The 14,372-nt window shown below is 49.7% G+C and carries 12 protein-coding genes; 8 read left to right on the top strand and 4 right to left on the bottom strand.

Going from position 1 to position 14,372, the window contains the following annotated elements; translation table 11 throughout:
- The first annotated feature begins 12 nt into the window (after positions 1-12).
- From ACP7FG_RS08815 to ACP7FG_RS08825, 3 genes are all read left to right on the top strand, one after another.
- Complete coding sequence (locus ACP7FG_RS08815) at positions 13-723, top strand: HAD-IA family hydrolase (protein WP_439226162.1); 711 nt, start codon at positions 13-15, stop codon at positions 721-723.
- A 97-nt stretch (positions 724-820) separates the two neighbouring features.
- Positions 821-2,992 (top strand): DNA helicase II, encoded by a 2,172-nt coding sequence (uvrD, locus tag ACP7FG_RS08820; RefSeq protein ID WP_439226163.1) that lies wholly within the window; start codon positions 821-823, stop codon positions 2,990-2,992.
- 75 nt (positions 2,993-3,067) lie between these two features.
- The gene (locus tag ACP7FG_RS08825; RefSeq protein WP_054490482.1) at positions 3,068-3,490 is read left to right on the top strand and encodes an OsmC family protein; all 423 of its coding nucleotides are present in this window, start codon (positions 3,068-3,070) and stop codon (positions 3,488-3,490) included.
- Here the strand turns inward: ACP7FG_RS08825 and rarD are convergent.
- Positions 3,467-4,402, bottom strand: a complete 936-nt coding sequence (rarD, locus tag ACP7FG_RS08830) for an EamA family transporter RarD (protein ID WP_271332192.1) — start codon at positions 4,400-4,402, stop codon at positions 3,467-3,469. The two genes, ACP7FG_RS08825 and rarD, sit on opposite strands and share 24 nt — an antisense overlap.
- Positions 4,403-4,427: 25 nt before the next feature.
- On the bottom strand, positions 4,428-4,892 hold the full coding sequence (locus tag ACP7FG_RS08835) for a thioesterase family protein (RefSeq protein ID WP_054490478.1): 465 nt from the start codon (positions 4,890-4,892) through the stop codon (positions 4,428-4,430).
- 60 nt (positions 4,893-4,952) lie between these two features.
- Between ACP7FG_RS08835 and recQ the strand changes: the two genes are divergently transcribed.
- From recQ to ACP7FG_RS08850, 3 genes are read left to right on the top strand one after another with little or no spacing between them, the layout of a single operon-like run.
- The gene (recQ, locus tag ACP7FG_RS08840; protein ID WP_439226164.1) at positions 4,953-6,797 is read left to right on the top strand and encodes a DNA helicase RecQ; all 1,845 of its coding nucleotides are present in this window, start codon (positions 4,953-4,955) and stop codon (positions 6,795-6,797) included.
- A 9-nt stretch (positions 6,798-6,806) separates the two neighbouring features.
- Complete coding sequence (locus ACP7FG_RS08845) at positions 6,807-7,067, top strand: DUF3630 family protein (RefSeq protein ID WP_439226165.1); 261 nt, start codon at positions 6,807-6,809, stop codon at positions 7,065-7,067.
- Entirely contained in the window at positions 7,060-9,843 is a 2,784-nt protein-coding gene (locus tag ACP7FG_RS08850; RefSeq protein WP_439226166.1) for an EAL domain-containing protein, read from the top strand. Before ACP7FG_RS08845 ends, ACP7FG_RS08850 begins: the two co-directional genes overlap by 8 nt.
- 36 nt (positions 9,844-9,879) lie before the next feature.
- Here ACP7FG_RS08850 and ACP7FG_RS08855 read toward each other — a convergent pair whose 3' ends face one another.
- Entirely contained in the window at positions 9,880-10,353 is a 474-nt protein-coding gene (locus ACP7FG_RS08855) for an Hsp20 family protein (RefSeq protein ID WP_199494850.1), read from the bottom strand.
- 229 nt (positions 10,354-10,582) lie between these two features.
- On the opposite strand from ACP7FG_RS08855, the gene ACP7FG_RS08860 reads away from it, so the two are divergent.
- Positions 10,583-11,587, top strand: coding sequence for a hypothetical protein (locus ACP7FG_RS08860; protein ID WP_439226167.1), 1,005 nt, complete (start codon positions 10,583-10,585; stop codon positions 11,585-11,587).
- A gap of 20 nt (positions 11,588-11,607) precedes the next feature.
- Positions 11,608-12,432, top strand: a complete 825-nt coding sequence (locus ACP7FG_RS08865; protein WP_278355206.1) for a mechanosensitive ion channel family protein — start codon at positions 11,608-11,610, stop codon at positions 12,430-12,432.
- On the opposite strand, the gene ACP7FG_RS08870 is transcribed toward ACP7FG_RS08865, so the two are convergent.
- Positions 12,429-14,261, bottom strand: a complete 1,833-nt coding sequence (locus ACP7FG_RS08870) for an ABC transporter ATP-binding protein (RefSeq protein ID WP_439226168.1) — start codon at positions 14,259-14,261, stop codon at positions 12,429-12,431. The two genes, ACP7FG_RS08865 and ACP7FG_RS08870, sit on opposite strands and share 4 nt — an antisense overlap.
- Between the last annotated feature and the right edge of the window lie 111 nt (positions 14,262-14,372).

Consider the following 14,372-nt stretch of genomic DNA (forward strand, 5'->3'; position numbering starts at 1 on the left):
GAGTAATGCGTTATGCAGCTTCATCGCCGTTGGTATTTGCCCAAAGTCATTAGTTTTGATTTAGACGACACACTGTACGACAACGTGCCGGTTATGCAGCGCGCAGAGAAAGCGGTGCATAACTACATTACAGAACAATTTCCGCAAACCGCTGAGTGGGATATGCACCACTGGCGTCGTTTTCGTGACGAAGTCAGCCGAACCGATCAAGCTCTGGCCAGCGATATGACCAAGCTTCGACTGAAAACACTGGAGTTAGGGTTAAAAAAGTTCGGTATTGGTGACGTATCAAAGGCCGCAAACACCATAATGGATGTGTTTTTGTCTGAGCGTAGTAATTTTCAGGTGCCATACAACAGTTTTGAGTTACTTGAAGCATTATCGCAGCATTACAAACTGATAGCGCTTAGCAATGGTAATGTCGATGCCGGAAAAATAGGCTTGGCGAAATACTTTGATCAGGTGATTCAGCCGGGAGATGGTATTCGGGGTAAACCTTTGCCCGATATGTTTGCGGCTGCGCAACGTGAATTGCCTAATTTGCAGCCGCATGAGTTTTTACACGTGGGTGATCATCCTTATTCCGATGTTCTTGGTGCGCAGCGTCATGGCTGGCAGTCGGCCTGGCTAACCTCCGGCCTGGGAACCTCAGAACACTTGTCGGTATTACCAACGGTTACTTTGCATAATCTGAGTCAGCTTCAGCAACTTCTGCTGGACTAAAGCGTCTGATTAACTACTGGTTGCTTATACAGTGATGCACTATTACACTGGCGCATTAACGCAACACAGTTCCCAATAATGACTTAGGTGACCGCAGATGAGTACACACCCGCTTCTGGCAGATTTAAATGAACGACAGCAGCAAGCCGTGTCTGCAACAGACGGGCATATGCTGGTTCTGGCGGGAGCCGGTAGTGGCAAAACCCGTGTGTTAGTGCACCGCATCGCCTGGCTTATTCAGGAGCGGCAGTATTCGCCTTTTAGTGTGCTGGCGGTTACCTTTACCAATAAAGCCGCGGCGGAAATGCGTGGTCGTGTTGAGCAACTGGTTGGCAGCTCAGTGCGCGGCATGTGGATTGGTACCTTCCATGGTCTGGCGCACCGCCTGTTGCGCGCGCACTACATGGATGTCGGGTTGCCCCAGAACTTTCAGATCCTCGACAGCGATGACCAGCAGCGGCTGATTAAACGCTTAATTAAAAGTTTAAACCTGGACGACAAACGTTGGCCGGCAAAGCAGGCGCAGTGGTACATCAACGGTAAAAAAGACGAAGGTTTGCGCCCGCAGCACATTGAAACTTACGACCCGACAGAGCAAACCCTAAAAGAAATCTATACTTTGTATCAGGAAAGCTGTGATCGGGCTGGTCTGGTCGACTTTGCGGAGTTGTTATTACGGGCACACGAATTACTGCGCAATAACCGGATTGTCCGCGAGCATTACCAAAATCGTTTCCGCCATATTCTGGTGGACGAGTTTCAGGACACCAACTCCATACAATATGCCTGGGTGCGTTTACTGGCTGGCGAACAAAACAGTGTGACTATTGTGGGTGACGATGATCAGTCCATTTACGGTTGGCGTGGCGCTAAAGTCGAAAACATTCATCAGTTTTTATCCGACTTTGAAGGCGCAGAAACCATTCGTCTGGAGCAAAATTATCGTTCAACCAGTACCATATTGCGCGCAGCAAACTCGGTTATTTCCAATAACTCTGGGCGGCTGGGTAAGGACTTATGGACTGACGGTAACGATGGCGAGCCTATTAGCCTTTACGCCGGCTTCAATGAAATGGATGAAGCCCGGTACATTGTTGCCCGAATTGAGGAGTGGAGGGATCAGGGCGGTTCGCTGCAGGATGCGGCTCTTTTGTACCGAAGTAACGCACAATCGCGTATTTTAGAGGAAGCTTTGCTGCACGCACGTATTCCCTATCGTATTTATGGCGGTTTACGTTTCTTCGACCGTCAGGAAATTAAAGATGCACTCGCCTATTTGCGAATTCTGGGTAATCGGGACGATGACGCCGCCATTGAACGAGTGATCAACACACCAACCCGGGGTATCGGAAACAGAACTCTGGAAATGATCCGTCAGGCCGCCCGCGAACGTGGCGAGTCTTTATGGCAGGCTTCAAAGTACATGGTGAATGAAAAGCAGCTTGCCGGTCGTGCGCGCAATGCGGTTGGCTCTTTTCTCGATTTTATGGAAGCTCTGGACGACGAAACCGAAGAGTTTTCGTTAGGTCGCCTTAGCGACGAAGTTATTAAGAAGAGCGGCCTTATGGCCATGTACGAAGCCGAAAAAGGCGAAAAAGCTGAAACTCGGGTAGAAAACTTAAAAGAGCTGGTTACGGCTTGTGAAAACTTTACCCTGGATGACGCCGAAGAGGACATGACCCCTTTGAACGCTTTTCTGGCGCACGCTGCTCTTGAGGCTGGTGAAGAGCAGGCCGATGAATATCAGGACGCGGTGCAGCTAATGACGTTACACAGTGCCAAGGGTCTGGAGTTTCCGTTGGTGTTTATGACCGGTGTAGAGGAAGGCTTGTTTCCGTCACAGCAGTCTATGGATGAACCCGGAAGGCTGGAAGAGGAGCGGCGACTTTGCTACGTGGGAATGACCCGCGCCATGCAAAAGTTGGTGCTTACTTACGCTGAGCAGCGCCGTATTTATGGCCAGGAATTGTTTCACAAAGTCAGTCGCTTTATTAGCGAAATTCCGCCGGACACGCTGCACGAAGTGCGCATACAAACCAAGGTTGAAAAGCCCAGCAGTTACAGTCGCTTTAATAACGCAGCCAGCCATGAGGCCTTTGAGCTGACTGGGTACTCACTTGGGCAACGTGTACGCCACCCGAAATTTGGCGAGGGTACGGTATTGAACTACGAAGGCACCGGGCCGCAATCCAGAGTTCAGATCAATTTCGATAACGTCGGCAGTAAGTGGCTGGTTGTTTCGTATGCGCGCCTGGATCCCGTCTTCTGAAGTGTAAAGTAGTGATCAAAAAATGCGTTCTTCGACTATGTTTAAAGTACATACATACTATGTCGGAGGCATTTTATGAAACGCTCTGCAAATGCACAGTGGAAAGGCAGTATTAAAGAAGGTTCAGGTGTTGTTTCAACGCCAAGTGGTGTTTTAGACAGTACCCAATACTCATTTAAGAGCCGATTTGAAGACGGTAAGGGCACTAACCCTGAAGAGCTTCTTGGTGCTGCGCACGCAGGCTGCTACGCCATGGCGTTTTCGTTAATGCTGGGAGAATCAGGCTATGAGCCGGACAGTATTGACGCCAAAGCCGAAGTCTCCTTAGAGGAAGACGGTGATGGCTTCAGCATTGCGAAAATTCACTTAACGGTTAAAGCCAGCATTCCGGATATTGACGAAAGCAAATTCCAGAAACTGGCAGAAAAAGCGAAAGACGGCTGTCCGGTCAGTAAGGTGTTGAACGCTGACATCTCAATGGATGCCAGCCTCAGCTGAAGCTAATCGCTTCTTCGCCTTACGATCCCGCTGGCGCTGTATTATTGAATCGAAACTGTACAGTGCCAGCGCACTCCAGATAATAATGAAGGTAACCAGCTTACTTTCTTCTAAAGGCTCACCGTAAACCACCACCGCTAATATGAACATTAATGTTGGCGCAATATACTGAAAGAAGCCCAGTGTCGCATAACGTAAGCGTTGTGCTGCAGCCGTAAAACACAGCAGTGGAATAGTTGTTACCAGCCCCGCAGCAACCAAAAGCAGGTTTAAGGTCCACGGGTTAGCGGTTAAATCACTGCTGGCAGACTGTGCGAAGCCAAATAGGTAAATCAGCATAACCGGCAGCAAAATAGCCGTTTCGAGCCACAGCCCGCTAATGGAATCGACCGGCAGACGTTTTCGAATGGCACCATAAATGGCAAAGCTAGAGGCTAAAGCCAGGGCAACCCAGGGCACAGAGCCAAAGGTAATAACCTGAATAGAAACCCCTACCACCGCCATACCAATGGCAATTAACTGTAACCGACGCATACGCTCGGCGAAAAAGGCCATACCAATAGCTACGTTCAGTAGTGGGTTAATGTAGTAGCCCAGGCTGGCGTCCAGCATATGGTCGGTGTTTACCGCCCAAATAAACAAAAACCAGTTGCCGCCCAGTAAGCAAGTGGCAAGAGTCAGACGCAGTACCAGTTTGCGGCTTTTCAGAATAGGACGAATGCGATCCAGCCGCTTCATGGCAACGATCAGCACAAAAACCATTAAAAACGCCCAAATAATACGGTGGGAGAGTATCTCGAACGCAGGCACCTGCTTTACCAGTTTGAAATAAACCGGTGCAATGCCCCAAAAGGTGTAGGCAGCAAGTGCGAAAAAAACGCCATGCCGCGCCCGAACTGCGTCATCGGACATAATGGGAATCCTTATTTAATCTGCGTTAGCCGACCAGGTAAGTACCGGTTCCAAACGCTATGTGCGTGCCTTCTTCGTTGTGCAATTCCATCCGCGCTACCGCCACTTTGTTGCCTGAGCGGATAATGGTTGCGCTGGCAATAAACTCAGTGCCACGGCCCGGACGGAGGTAATCAACCCGAAGGTCAATAGTACCACAACGGCTCAGCCGCTCCATTAAATAAGCTTCAGAAGGTGACTCTAGTCTGTCGACCATGCCGGCAATAGCGACCAGTCCTCCGGCGGTATCCAGCGCCGTAGCCGTAACCCCGCCGTGCAACATACGCTGTGGTACATTGCCCATAAGCTGGTCTTGCCATTTAAATCGAATTTCACCACGGGCAGGGTTAAATTCCGTAATTTCCAGGCCAAGCAGTGCCTGGAACGGAACCTGAGTGTTCATAAACTCGGAAACTTTTGTCAGTATTGTTTGTGTATTCATTTTCGGCATGGTGATTAACGAACAGGACGCTTACAATAAGAGCATGTTACTCGGGAAGTCAATATAACCATGCACAGCAGTACCGCCGAAAAAACGCAGTTTGATCCGCTTCAGCAGCAGCTTGAGTCTACCTTTGGCTACCATCAGTTTCGCGATGGTCAGCAGGATATTATGCAGGCCGCTATGCAAGGCCGTGACTCTCTGGTACTGATGCCAACCGGTGGCGGCAAGTCGCTTTGTTACCAGTTGCCGGCCATTTGTGGTGACGGCCTTACTCTGGTTATTTCGCCATTGCTGTCATTAATGCAAGACCAGGTAGAGGCACTTAAGGCACTAGATATTTCAGCGGCAACGCTGCATTCGGGGGTAACATCACAAGAATCCATGGCAACAATGCAAGGGCTACAGAACGGCGACATTAAGCTGTTGTACGTAAGCCCTGAGCGGGTTTTGCAGCCTTCTTTTATTGAAAGGTTGCAGTCACTAAAGCTCAATTTTATTGCGGTGGACGAAGCGCACTGTATCAGCCAGTGGGGGCACGACTTCCGGCCTGAGTACGGAAAACTTGGGGTGCTGCGTAATTATTTGCCCAATGTGCCTTTTATGGCATTAACGGCAACTGCCGACTCTGCCACCCAGCACGACATTATTGAACGACTGTGTTTGCGCGAACCTTTGGTGCACCGCAGTTCATTTGACCGTCCCAACATTCGTTACGTGGTACAGGAAAAGTACAAGCCGCTAAAGCAGGTCCGTGACTACGTTAAGAAACAGAAAGGCGCTGCGGGTATTATTTATTGCGGTAGCCGCAAGAAAACCGAAGAGCTGTCTGAAAGTCTGCAACAAGCCGGTGTACGCGCTGCGCCCTACCACGCCGGTATTGAGCATCAAATAAAGGAAAGTACCCTGAGGCAGTTTCTGCGTGACGACATAGATGTTGTTGTGGCAACGGTGGCCTTTGGTATGGGTATTAATAAGCCCAACATTCGCTTTGTCATTCACTTTGATATTCCGCGCAGCGTTGAATCTTACTACCAGGAAACCGGCCGTGCCGGTCGCGACGGCCTGCCGGCAGAAGCGCTTATGCTTTATGACCCGCGCGACGCGCAGTGGATACGGAGGATGATAGAGGAGCAGGAAAATGAGCAGCGACGCTTGGTTGAGGCGCAAAAGTTTTCAGCAATGCAAGCCATGGCAGAAGCCCAGACCTGTCGACGGTTGGTGGTGCTGAATTATTTTAATGAATACTCCGATAAAGAATGTGGAAACTGTGACTTGTGCCTGGATCCGCCGCAACGCTATGACGGTCTGGAAGATGCCCAAAAAGCCTTGAGTTGTGTGTACCGGGTGGGTCAGCAGTTTGGTATTAACCATGTGGTTGAGGTTTTACGAGGTTCAAAGGCACAGCGGGTTATCGAGCTTGGACACGACCAGCTTAGTACCTATGGCCTGGGCAAATCGGAAACACAGGAGCACTGGTTCTCGGTGTTAAGACAGTTGATTCATCGAGGGCTTATTCTGCAGGATATACGCCGTTTTGCGGCGCTTCAGCTTACTGACGCAGCGCGTCCGGTGTTAAAGGGCGAAGTTCCGTTGGAACTGGCCAAGCCAAGAATCGAGTTAACCGCCACCAAAACCCGTATTACCGACCGTGGCGACTATAATAAAATATTGTTCCGGCGTTTACGCAAATTACGTAAAGACATTGCCGACCGTGACCAAGTGCCACCATTCGTTGTCTTTAGCGATGCTGCATTAGTTGAAATGTGTGTGCACTATCCCACAACAGCCAAAGATATGTTAGAAATCAATGGCGTTGGGGAAGTGAAACTGGCACGTTATGGTGATGACTTCATGCACGCCGTGGAAGCCTTTTTGTCCGGAGCCAGCGAGCGACAATTATTTAACGGGTAATAAACAGCAATGGAAGACAATGTCATTACGTTAAAAAGTACACCACCGGAAGCCGAGCTTGAGCTTTGGGTTGATGAGCTTTGTGAGCGTATTGGAGCCACTGTTCGTGAAAGAGAACAAGCGGCAGATCAGTTTTGCTGGCGCTTAAGTATTAACCAGCGCCATTGGTTATTGTTTTACTCTGAAATTTGCGATGCCGCCTGGCTGCAGGCTTTGGAAGAGCCGCAGCCTGCGGTAGAAGCGAAACTGGCGGAGCATGGCTATGTTTAGGTATTGGCTGGTCGGGTTATTATTCGTTTTAGGGTTAAGCCAGTCTGCGGCTGCTCAGGAGCCGCTTACCGTTTCTCCGCAAACTTCCAGACTCATGCTGAATGAATATCTGAACTATCGTGTTGTGGATAAGAGTTTAAATGTTGAAAATATAGCGGTGAATGAACCCCAGCGATGGCTCAGCCCTTCACAACTGCAGGACCATAATTACGCCGGTGAGCGCCCAAATGTCTGGGGCGTTATCCCGCTGTTTAACCGCAGTAATGCCCCCCTGACTTTTCATCTTAAATTCGGCGATCCTTATTTGGAAAAAGTTGGTGTCTATTTATTGGATAAAGAAGGCCAAATAACAAGCCAAAGCATCAGTCGTTTTTCGACGCCAATTTTACAGCGAGAGTATCTATCGCACGAGCAGGTGCTACCCGTTACCATACCCGCTAACGAAATTGTCTGGCTGGCCGTATCGGTTCAGCAGTGGCCAGAGCAAATGCCTTCCGTAAGCTTATGGCAACCCGGTGACTTGCAGCTGCGCCTGCAGCAACAACAAACTGCGCTGGGTGTTAATGCTGGTATCCTAATTTTATTAGCTCTGGCTGCAGCCACCTCGGCGAGGTTATTCGGTAGTCGCCTGTTAATTGCGTTTGGCACACTAACACTCGCATTTACTTTGTCACTGCTGCTTCATAGTGGTGTCTGGATAACCTATTTTACGCCATACTCGCCGGACATAGCGGCAGTTTTGAAAGGCTACATTAGCCAGCTACTGATTGTTGCACTCAGTTGGTTTATCTGGGAGTGGTCGCGCTTTCGTTTCAAGCTATCGAGGTTTAACCGAATTGGTTACTCGGTAATGTTAATTGCTATCGCTATGACCATTTTATTGCCGTGGCTTCCGGAGCCTTGGCAATTGGCCTTCATTTCCTGGGAAATTAACGCGCTATTACTCTGGGGCGGTGTTGTCGTTGGGCGCAGTTTGCAGAAACAGCCTGTGTCAGGGCATCGCTGGCAAACCGCACTGATGGTACTCACCGTATTATCCGCCTGGTTATTAGTCTCTCCTCGTTATAATCCAATTTGGGAAGGGCTTTCAGGGCTTCTTTTGTATAGTGGTCTGACGCTGGTCACTATTATGTTTTTACTGGCATTAGAGCGTTACCGTCTAAGCCGTTTAATGCAACGTATTAGCCATTTAAAGCAAAACCGAAAAGCCTTGCGGCGTAGGTTATGGCGGCTGTTGAAACGAACCGGGGAAGGTTGGTTCCGGGTGAATTCTGACGGCAGTATTAAGCAAGTTAACCGGCAAATGATGAGAATTCTCGCGGCGCACTCCGAAGAACAAATTCGGGCCAACTGGCCTAACGGGTTTAATATTGATGGTCAGCGGCAATTGGTTTCTATTGAACGTCTTGATGGTCGAAAAGTGTGGCTGGATATCGAGCTTTTCACTGATAATACCGGGCGTATAGCAGATGTTACTAAACGTATGGAAGCGGAAGTTCATTTGAATTTCCTGGCGCATCACGACGCCGTTACCGGGCTGCTCAACGTGCGGGAATTTCGGCGTTTATTACAAGACAGGCTGGATCAGAAAAAGACTGCAAGTGTGACTATTATTCGCCTCACAGGCTTGCAGGTTATTGCTGACCAAGCGGGCTCCGACGGGCGTGATCAGGCTATATTGCAGTTGACCTTGTCGCTTCAGCAAAAAGCTCCGAAAAGTGCGCGGGTTGCCCGTATTAGTGAAACCGAAATTGCCTTGTTAAGCCGTGAGGATGAGCAAGCCGCGTTTGCACAGGCTCATCGCTTGCTTCAGTTTTGCCGTGAGTTCCGTTTCAGCAGTGATAAGCGCATATTTCAGCTTACTGCACACGCCGGTATTTCCTACAGCGCAGATGAGGACGTTGCAGCCAGTACGTTAATGCGACAAGCGCGTGAGGCCGTTCAGCTCGCTATGCAGCAAGGTGACTACCGGGTGCACTCCTACAGTGAAGCCGATCAGAAACGTTTAATAGGCCAGGCAGAGGCGGAATGGGAAACTCGATTGAAAAAGGCTTTAAGGGAAGAAGACTGGCAATTGTTTTCGCAGCCGCTTATCAGTGCGTCTAAAAGCGAAGATAAACACTGTTTCGAGGTATTGCTGAGGCTGCCCGGCTCAGGCTCTGATGAAGCTATTGCGCCGCAACAGTTTCTGAGATCAGCATTGCGGGCGGGAGTGATGGGTAAAGCCGACCGCTGGCTAGTTCGCGAAGTTATTGAGCACTTTAACGAACAACCGTTTCAGGCAAACAGAACCTGGCGTTGCCACATAAATTTGTCGGCGCAAAGTCTGGAGGACGTCGACTTCATTCGTTTTCTTGAGCAAATTCTTAAGCAGTCGGTGCTGCAGCCAGAGCAATTAATGTTTGAAGTGGCTGAGCCCGACGCCGACAAGTATTTTGATGAGACCTACCGTCTGTTCAAAGAGCTTCAGGGGCTGGGGGTTGGTACAGCGCTGGATCAGTTCGGAACGGGCTTTAATTCATTTCGTTTAATGCGGCAGCTGCCGTTAACGCAAATTAAGGTCAATCGCTTTTGGGTGCAGGACATGCTGGTGGACGCTGTTGATGCAGAACTGGTAGCTAGTTGTGTTCGTATTGCTAAAGTGCTTGGTATTGAGGTGTGCGCAGTAGGCGTTGAAAGTGATGAAGCGCGCATTAAGCTCACTCAGCTGGGTGTAGACTATGTCCAGGGGTTCGTCTGTGGGCACCCAGTAGAGTGGCAACGTCAGGAAAAATAGGGCGGCTAATTGCCGCCCCTCATCCAGTGCTTAAGTTTAAGCAGCATTTTCCTTACTTTTGGAACGATCTTCCAGCAGGTCTTTAGTCGAGCTGCCAATGTTGATGCGTTTCGGCTTCATGGCTTCAGGAATGTTTTTCACCAAGCCGACCGTTAACAGACCGTTCTTTAAGGCTGCGCCTGTGACTTCAATGTGTTCAGCCAGGCTGAACTTACGTTCGAAGGCACGGTTTGCAATGCCGCGGTGCAGATACTCGCGTTTTTCGTTTTCTTCGGCTTTCTTGCCGGTCACACGAAGCACGCCGTTCTCTACTTCAATTTCCAGATCATCCTCTTCAAAACCTGCAACCGCCAGGGTAATGGCGTACTGGTTTTCTGCTACCAGTTCAATGTTGTAGGGAGGGTATCCGGTTGCACCAGTATCTGAGCGTAGTGCCGAATCCAGCAAAGATGCCATACGGTCAAAACCTACACTGCTGCGATATAGAGGGCTTAAGTCGATAGTTGCCATAATAGTCATTCTCCTAAGAAGCAATAACGTTAGTTGTAATAAACAAGTGACACACCATGTGTCGGTTTAAGGCGGCTCTCTCAGAGACACCGGCCTTAACTCTTATATGTGCACTGGTTAAATTGGTTTCAAGAGTCTATTTGCAAATTTTTCATTGGACTCTGGTTCAGGGCCCTCTATTATCGTTGTTAAGCACTCACTTATTTTATCCGTTAAAAGGGACCTTAGAATGGCCGAAGAGCCAAAGAAAACGTGGCAATGGGTTACGGTTGACGATTATGAAAAACCTGCGGTGCCGACCGTTATTAAGGTTAAAAAGTGGTGGGGAAAATTTATTCGATGGATAACCCCCGAGCAAGAGCAAGAAAGCGAGGATGACCAGTCGAGGGCGCTGGAACTCAGTTTTGACGACGCAGCAGATGCTTTGGAACAGTGTTTTTCTGAGTGGCTGGAGGACGATGAAGATAACAGCTTACGCTGGATAATAGCACCACCCCACTCAGGTGTTGAAGAAGCCGTAAAGAAGTGGGCTGAGAAGCATAGTCTCAGGGAAATGGACCTGCCCGACAGAGAGCCTCTTTGCGACCCGGGTGACTCTACTCTGCCTGAATTTGTAACCAAGTCCGATGATAATAAGCCCTGGATAATGCCTCAGTTAGCGCATGGCTTCCTTCGCCAAACCAATGGGTTGCGGTGGGTGCGTGAATTCTTTTCGGCTGTGCTTTCAGGCGAAGCAGGCAAAGGCGTTATTGTTTGTGACAGCTGGGCCTGGGCCTTTCTTGAAAAGGTCTGGCCGGTTCCGGTAAGCCAACTGTGGACTTTGCAGGGGTTAGATCAACCGGCGCTGGAGGAGCTTGGTTTGGCTCGTGGCGATGGTCGTTTGCGGGCATTAGCGGCATTAAGCCGCGGTAACGCAGGTGTAGCCGCGGCCTATTCCGACCGTTACCAGCGCAGTAGCGAGAAACCTTTTGAAACACCCAGCATGCCTTCAGAGATTAACGATGCCACGGCTTTTGTCTGTTATGCTCTGCTGTTACACCGAGGTTTGAATAAAGGGCAGCTGGTTAAAGTGTTGCCAATAATATCCGGTAGTCAGCTTGAAATTCAGCTACAGGTTCTGCATCAGAGAGGTTTGATAGAGCTTGAGCAAGAGCTTTGGTATGTCACTGCACGCGGTTACCCGGTTGTCCGGGAGCTTTTGGCCTCGCGGGGCTTTTGGCTAGACCGGTTTTAACGAGAACGAGGGAGACGGCAATGGACACAGGTTCAGTAGACGACGTTACCGGACTATTTAAATCGCTGGACGGCTTCGCGATCTTTGAAATAGCAGTGATTTTCGTTTTTGCACTGGCGGTCGTCTGGCTGACTCAGCGTGTTCTACCCTGGGTTGCCTCACACCTGCACGGCAAGCGCCGACTGTACACTCTGGCCTTAGTACCAATGATTCGCATACTGGTATTGGTTGTTGCTCTGGTTATGATCATGCCCCGGATCATTGAGCCAACGTTGCAGAACATGGTGGCAACACTGGGTGCTGCGGGTCTGGCTATAGGTTTTGCGCTAAAAGACTATGTGAGTAGTTTAATTGCCGGGGTGGTGGCTATTCATGAAATGCCCTACAGACCGGGTGACTGGATAGAAGTTGACGGTAGTTATGGCGAAGTTACCCATATAGGCATGCGTACGGTCGAGTTAGTAACCAACGACGACACCGTTATTTGGGTACCACACTTAAAACTCTGGGATAACCTTATTCACAATGCGAACAACGGCGGCCCCAGTTTAATGTGCATTGCTGAATTTTATACTCAGCCGGAAGCCGACGCTTATCAAATACGAGATGCTCTGGAAGAAGTGGCTCTGACCAGCCCGTATTTACAGCTGGGCAAGCCCATAGCGGTAACAGCGGCGGAACAACCCTGGGGCACCAAATACCGCTTAAAAGCCTACCCGATAGACCCCAGACAGCAGTTTCAGTTTATTACTGACATGACAGCCCGGGGTAAAAAACGCTTAATGGAACTGGATGTACGCTTCGCCAAAATTGAATCTGACGAAGCGTACGAGCTGAAACACTAAGCTTCTTTTGCTAAAAAACCACCCGACTGATGACGCCACAACTTAGCGTATAAACCATCCTGGGCAAGCAGCTGTTCGTGGCTGCCCTGCTCAATAATCTCACCCTGATCCATAACCACCAGCTTATCCATAGCAGCAATAGTCGATAAACGGTGAGCAATGGCAATAACGGTTTTGCCCTGCATCAGTTGGTACAGGTTTTCCTGAATGGCATTTTCCACCTCAGAGTCGAGTGCGGAAGTGGCTTCGTCCAGAATCAGAATGGGGGCATCTTTTAGCATGACGCGGGCTATGGCAATGCGCTGGCGCTGGCCGCCGGACAGTTTCACGCCACGTTCACCCACGTGGGCATCCAGACCGGTGCGCCCTTTGCTGTCACTTAAGTCCGCAATGAACTCTTCGCAATGAGCACGTCGCACCGCATTCATGAGTTCCTCTTCACTGGCTCCCGGGCGACCATACAAAATGTTGTCACGCACTGAACGGTGTAGCAAAGAAGTGTCCTGAGTTACCATACCAATATTGGCGCGCAGACTGTCCTGCTGCACCTTATGAATGGCCTGATCATCAATCCGGATTTCACCGCCTTCAACATCATAAAAACGCAGTAACAAGTTCACCAGAGTGGATTTTCCGGCACCGGAGCGGCCAACAATGCCGACTTTCTCACCGGGCTTAATGTGCAGATTAAAGTCGTCCATTACGCCATGCCCCTTGCCGTAATGGAAACGCACATGATCGAACGCTATGTCACCGCACGCTACTTTTAAAGGCGGTGCGTCAGGTTCATCAACAATGCGTTGAGGTACGGCAATAGAGCCTATTCCGTCCTGAACAGTACCTATACTTTCAAACAGGGTCGACATTTGCCACATGACCATTTGTGACATACCAAATAAGCGCAGAACCAGGCCAATAACCACGGCAACAGCCCCCAGAGTGACGGCATTATCCATCCATAACACAATGGCGGTAGCGGCTGAGCTGAACAGTAGAGCGCAGTTAATAAAATAAAGGAAACCATAAAGCTGAGTGACCAGGCGCATTTGCTTGTGCACCGTGCCTAAAAAGGTATCCATACCGTCGTGGGCGAAAGCGGCTTCGCGCTGAGAATGCGAAAACAGCTTAACGGTTTGTATATTGGTGTAAGAGTCGACTATGCGACCGGTCATATTGGAGCGAGCGTCAGCCTGTTCGGCAGAAACTTTACCCAGCTTAGGCACAAAGAAACGCAGCAGCAGTGCGTAAAGAGTAAGCCAACATGCCAGTGGCAGCATCATGCGCCAGTCGGCACTGCCAATAATGACAAACATCCCCAGAAAATAGACGACGACGTAGTTCACTATTTCAATAAAGGTCATGATGCACTGGCGCAGGGCGAGCGAGGTTTGCATCAACTTGGTGGCGACCCGGCCGGCAAACTCATCCTGGTAGTAGCTCATGGACTGTTTCATCAGGTAGCGGTGGCCCAGCCAGCGGATACGCATGGGGAAGTTGCCAAGCAGTGTCTGGTGGGTCAGTAAGGAGTGGAACCAGACCAGCAGAGGCAGGCCTAACAAAACCAGCGCGCTCATGCCTAACAGCGGCCAGAACTGGTCGCTTAACAAGGTCTCCTTGTCCTGAGCGGCAAGCCAGTCGACAATCTGCCCTAAAAAGCCGAATAGCCAGACTTCAGCTACGGCAATGGCAGCCATAAGTAGCGCCGTAACGGCAAGGAAGGGGGTCGCACCTTTCGTATAATGCCAGCAGAAAGCAAAAAATCCGGTAGGAGCCTGAGTGGGTTCCTCCGCAGGGAAAGGGTTTAATCGGCGCTCGAACCACGAAAACATTGCGTCACTCCTTGATATACATCAAGCTAAGAATATCAGGTTCGCATTCATTCAGCTTGTAAAAAATGGACATTTGAACAATAATGAGAACCATTAACAACTAATGAGGTT

The sequence above is a fragment of the Idiomarina sp. ST10R2A5 genome, assembly GCF_051842325.1.
Lineage (GTDB): Bacteria > Pseudomonadota > Gammaproteobacteria > Enterobacterales > Alteromonadaceae > Idiomarina > Idiomarina abyssalis.

Coding starts and splice junctions, on each gene's coding strand:
- ACP7FG_RS08815 (WP_439226162.1), top strand. CDS start 13: ATGCAGCTTCATCGCCGTTGGTATTTGCCCAAAGTCATTAGTTTTGAT.
- uvrD (WP_439226163.1), top strand. CDS start 821: ATGAGTACACACCCGCTTCTGGCAGATTTAAATGAACGACAGCAGCAA.
- ACP7FG_RS08825 (WP_054490482.1), top strand. CDS start 3,068: ATGAAACGCTCTGCAAATGCACAGTGGAAAGGCAGTATTAAAGAAGGT.
- rarD (WP_271332192.1), bottom strand. CDS start 4,402: ATGTCCGATGACGCAGTTCGGGCGCGGCATGGCGTTTTTTTCGCACTT.
- ACP7FG_RS08835 (WP_054490478.1), bottom strand. CDS start 4,892: ATGCCGAAAATGAATACACAAACAATACTGACAAAAGTTTCCGAGTTT.
- recQ (WP_439226164.1), top strand. CDS start 4,953: ATGCACAGCAGTACCGCCGAAAAAACGCAGTTTGATCCGCTTCAGCAG.
- ACP7FG_RS08845 (WP_439226165.1), top strand. CDS start 6,807: ATGGAAGACAATGTCATTACGTTAAAAAGTACACCACCGGAAGCCGAG.
- ACP7FG_RS08850 (WP_439226166.1), top strand. CDS start 7,060: ATGTTTAGGTATTGGCTGGTCGGGTTATTATTCGTTTTAGGGTTAAGC.
- ACP7FG_RS08855 (WP_199494850.1), bottom strand. CDS start 10,353: ATGGCAACTATCGACTTAAGCCCTCTATATCGCAGCAGTGTAGGTTTT.
- ACP7FG_RS08860 (WP_439226167.1), top strand. CDS start 10,583: ATGGCCGAAGAGCCAAAGAAAACGTGGCAATGGGTTACGGTTGACGAT.
- ACP7FG_RS08865 (WP_278355206.1), top strand. CDS start 11,608: ATGGACACAGGTTCAGTAGACGACGTTACCGGACTATTTAAATCGCTG.
- ACP7FG_RS08870 (WP_439226168.1), bottom strand. CDS start 14,261: ATGTTTTCGTGGTTCGAGCGCCGATTAAACCCTTTCCCTGCGGAGGAA.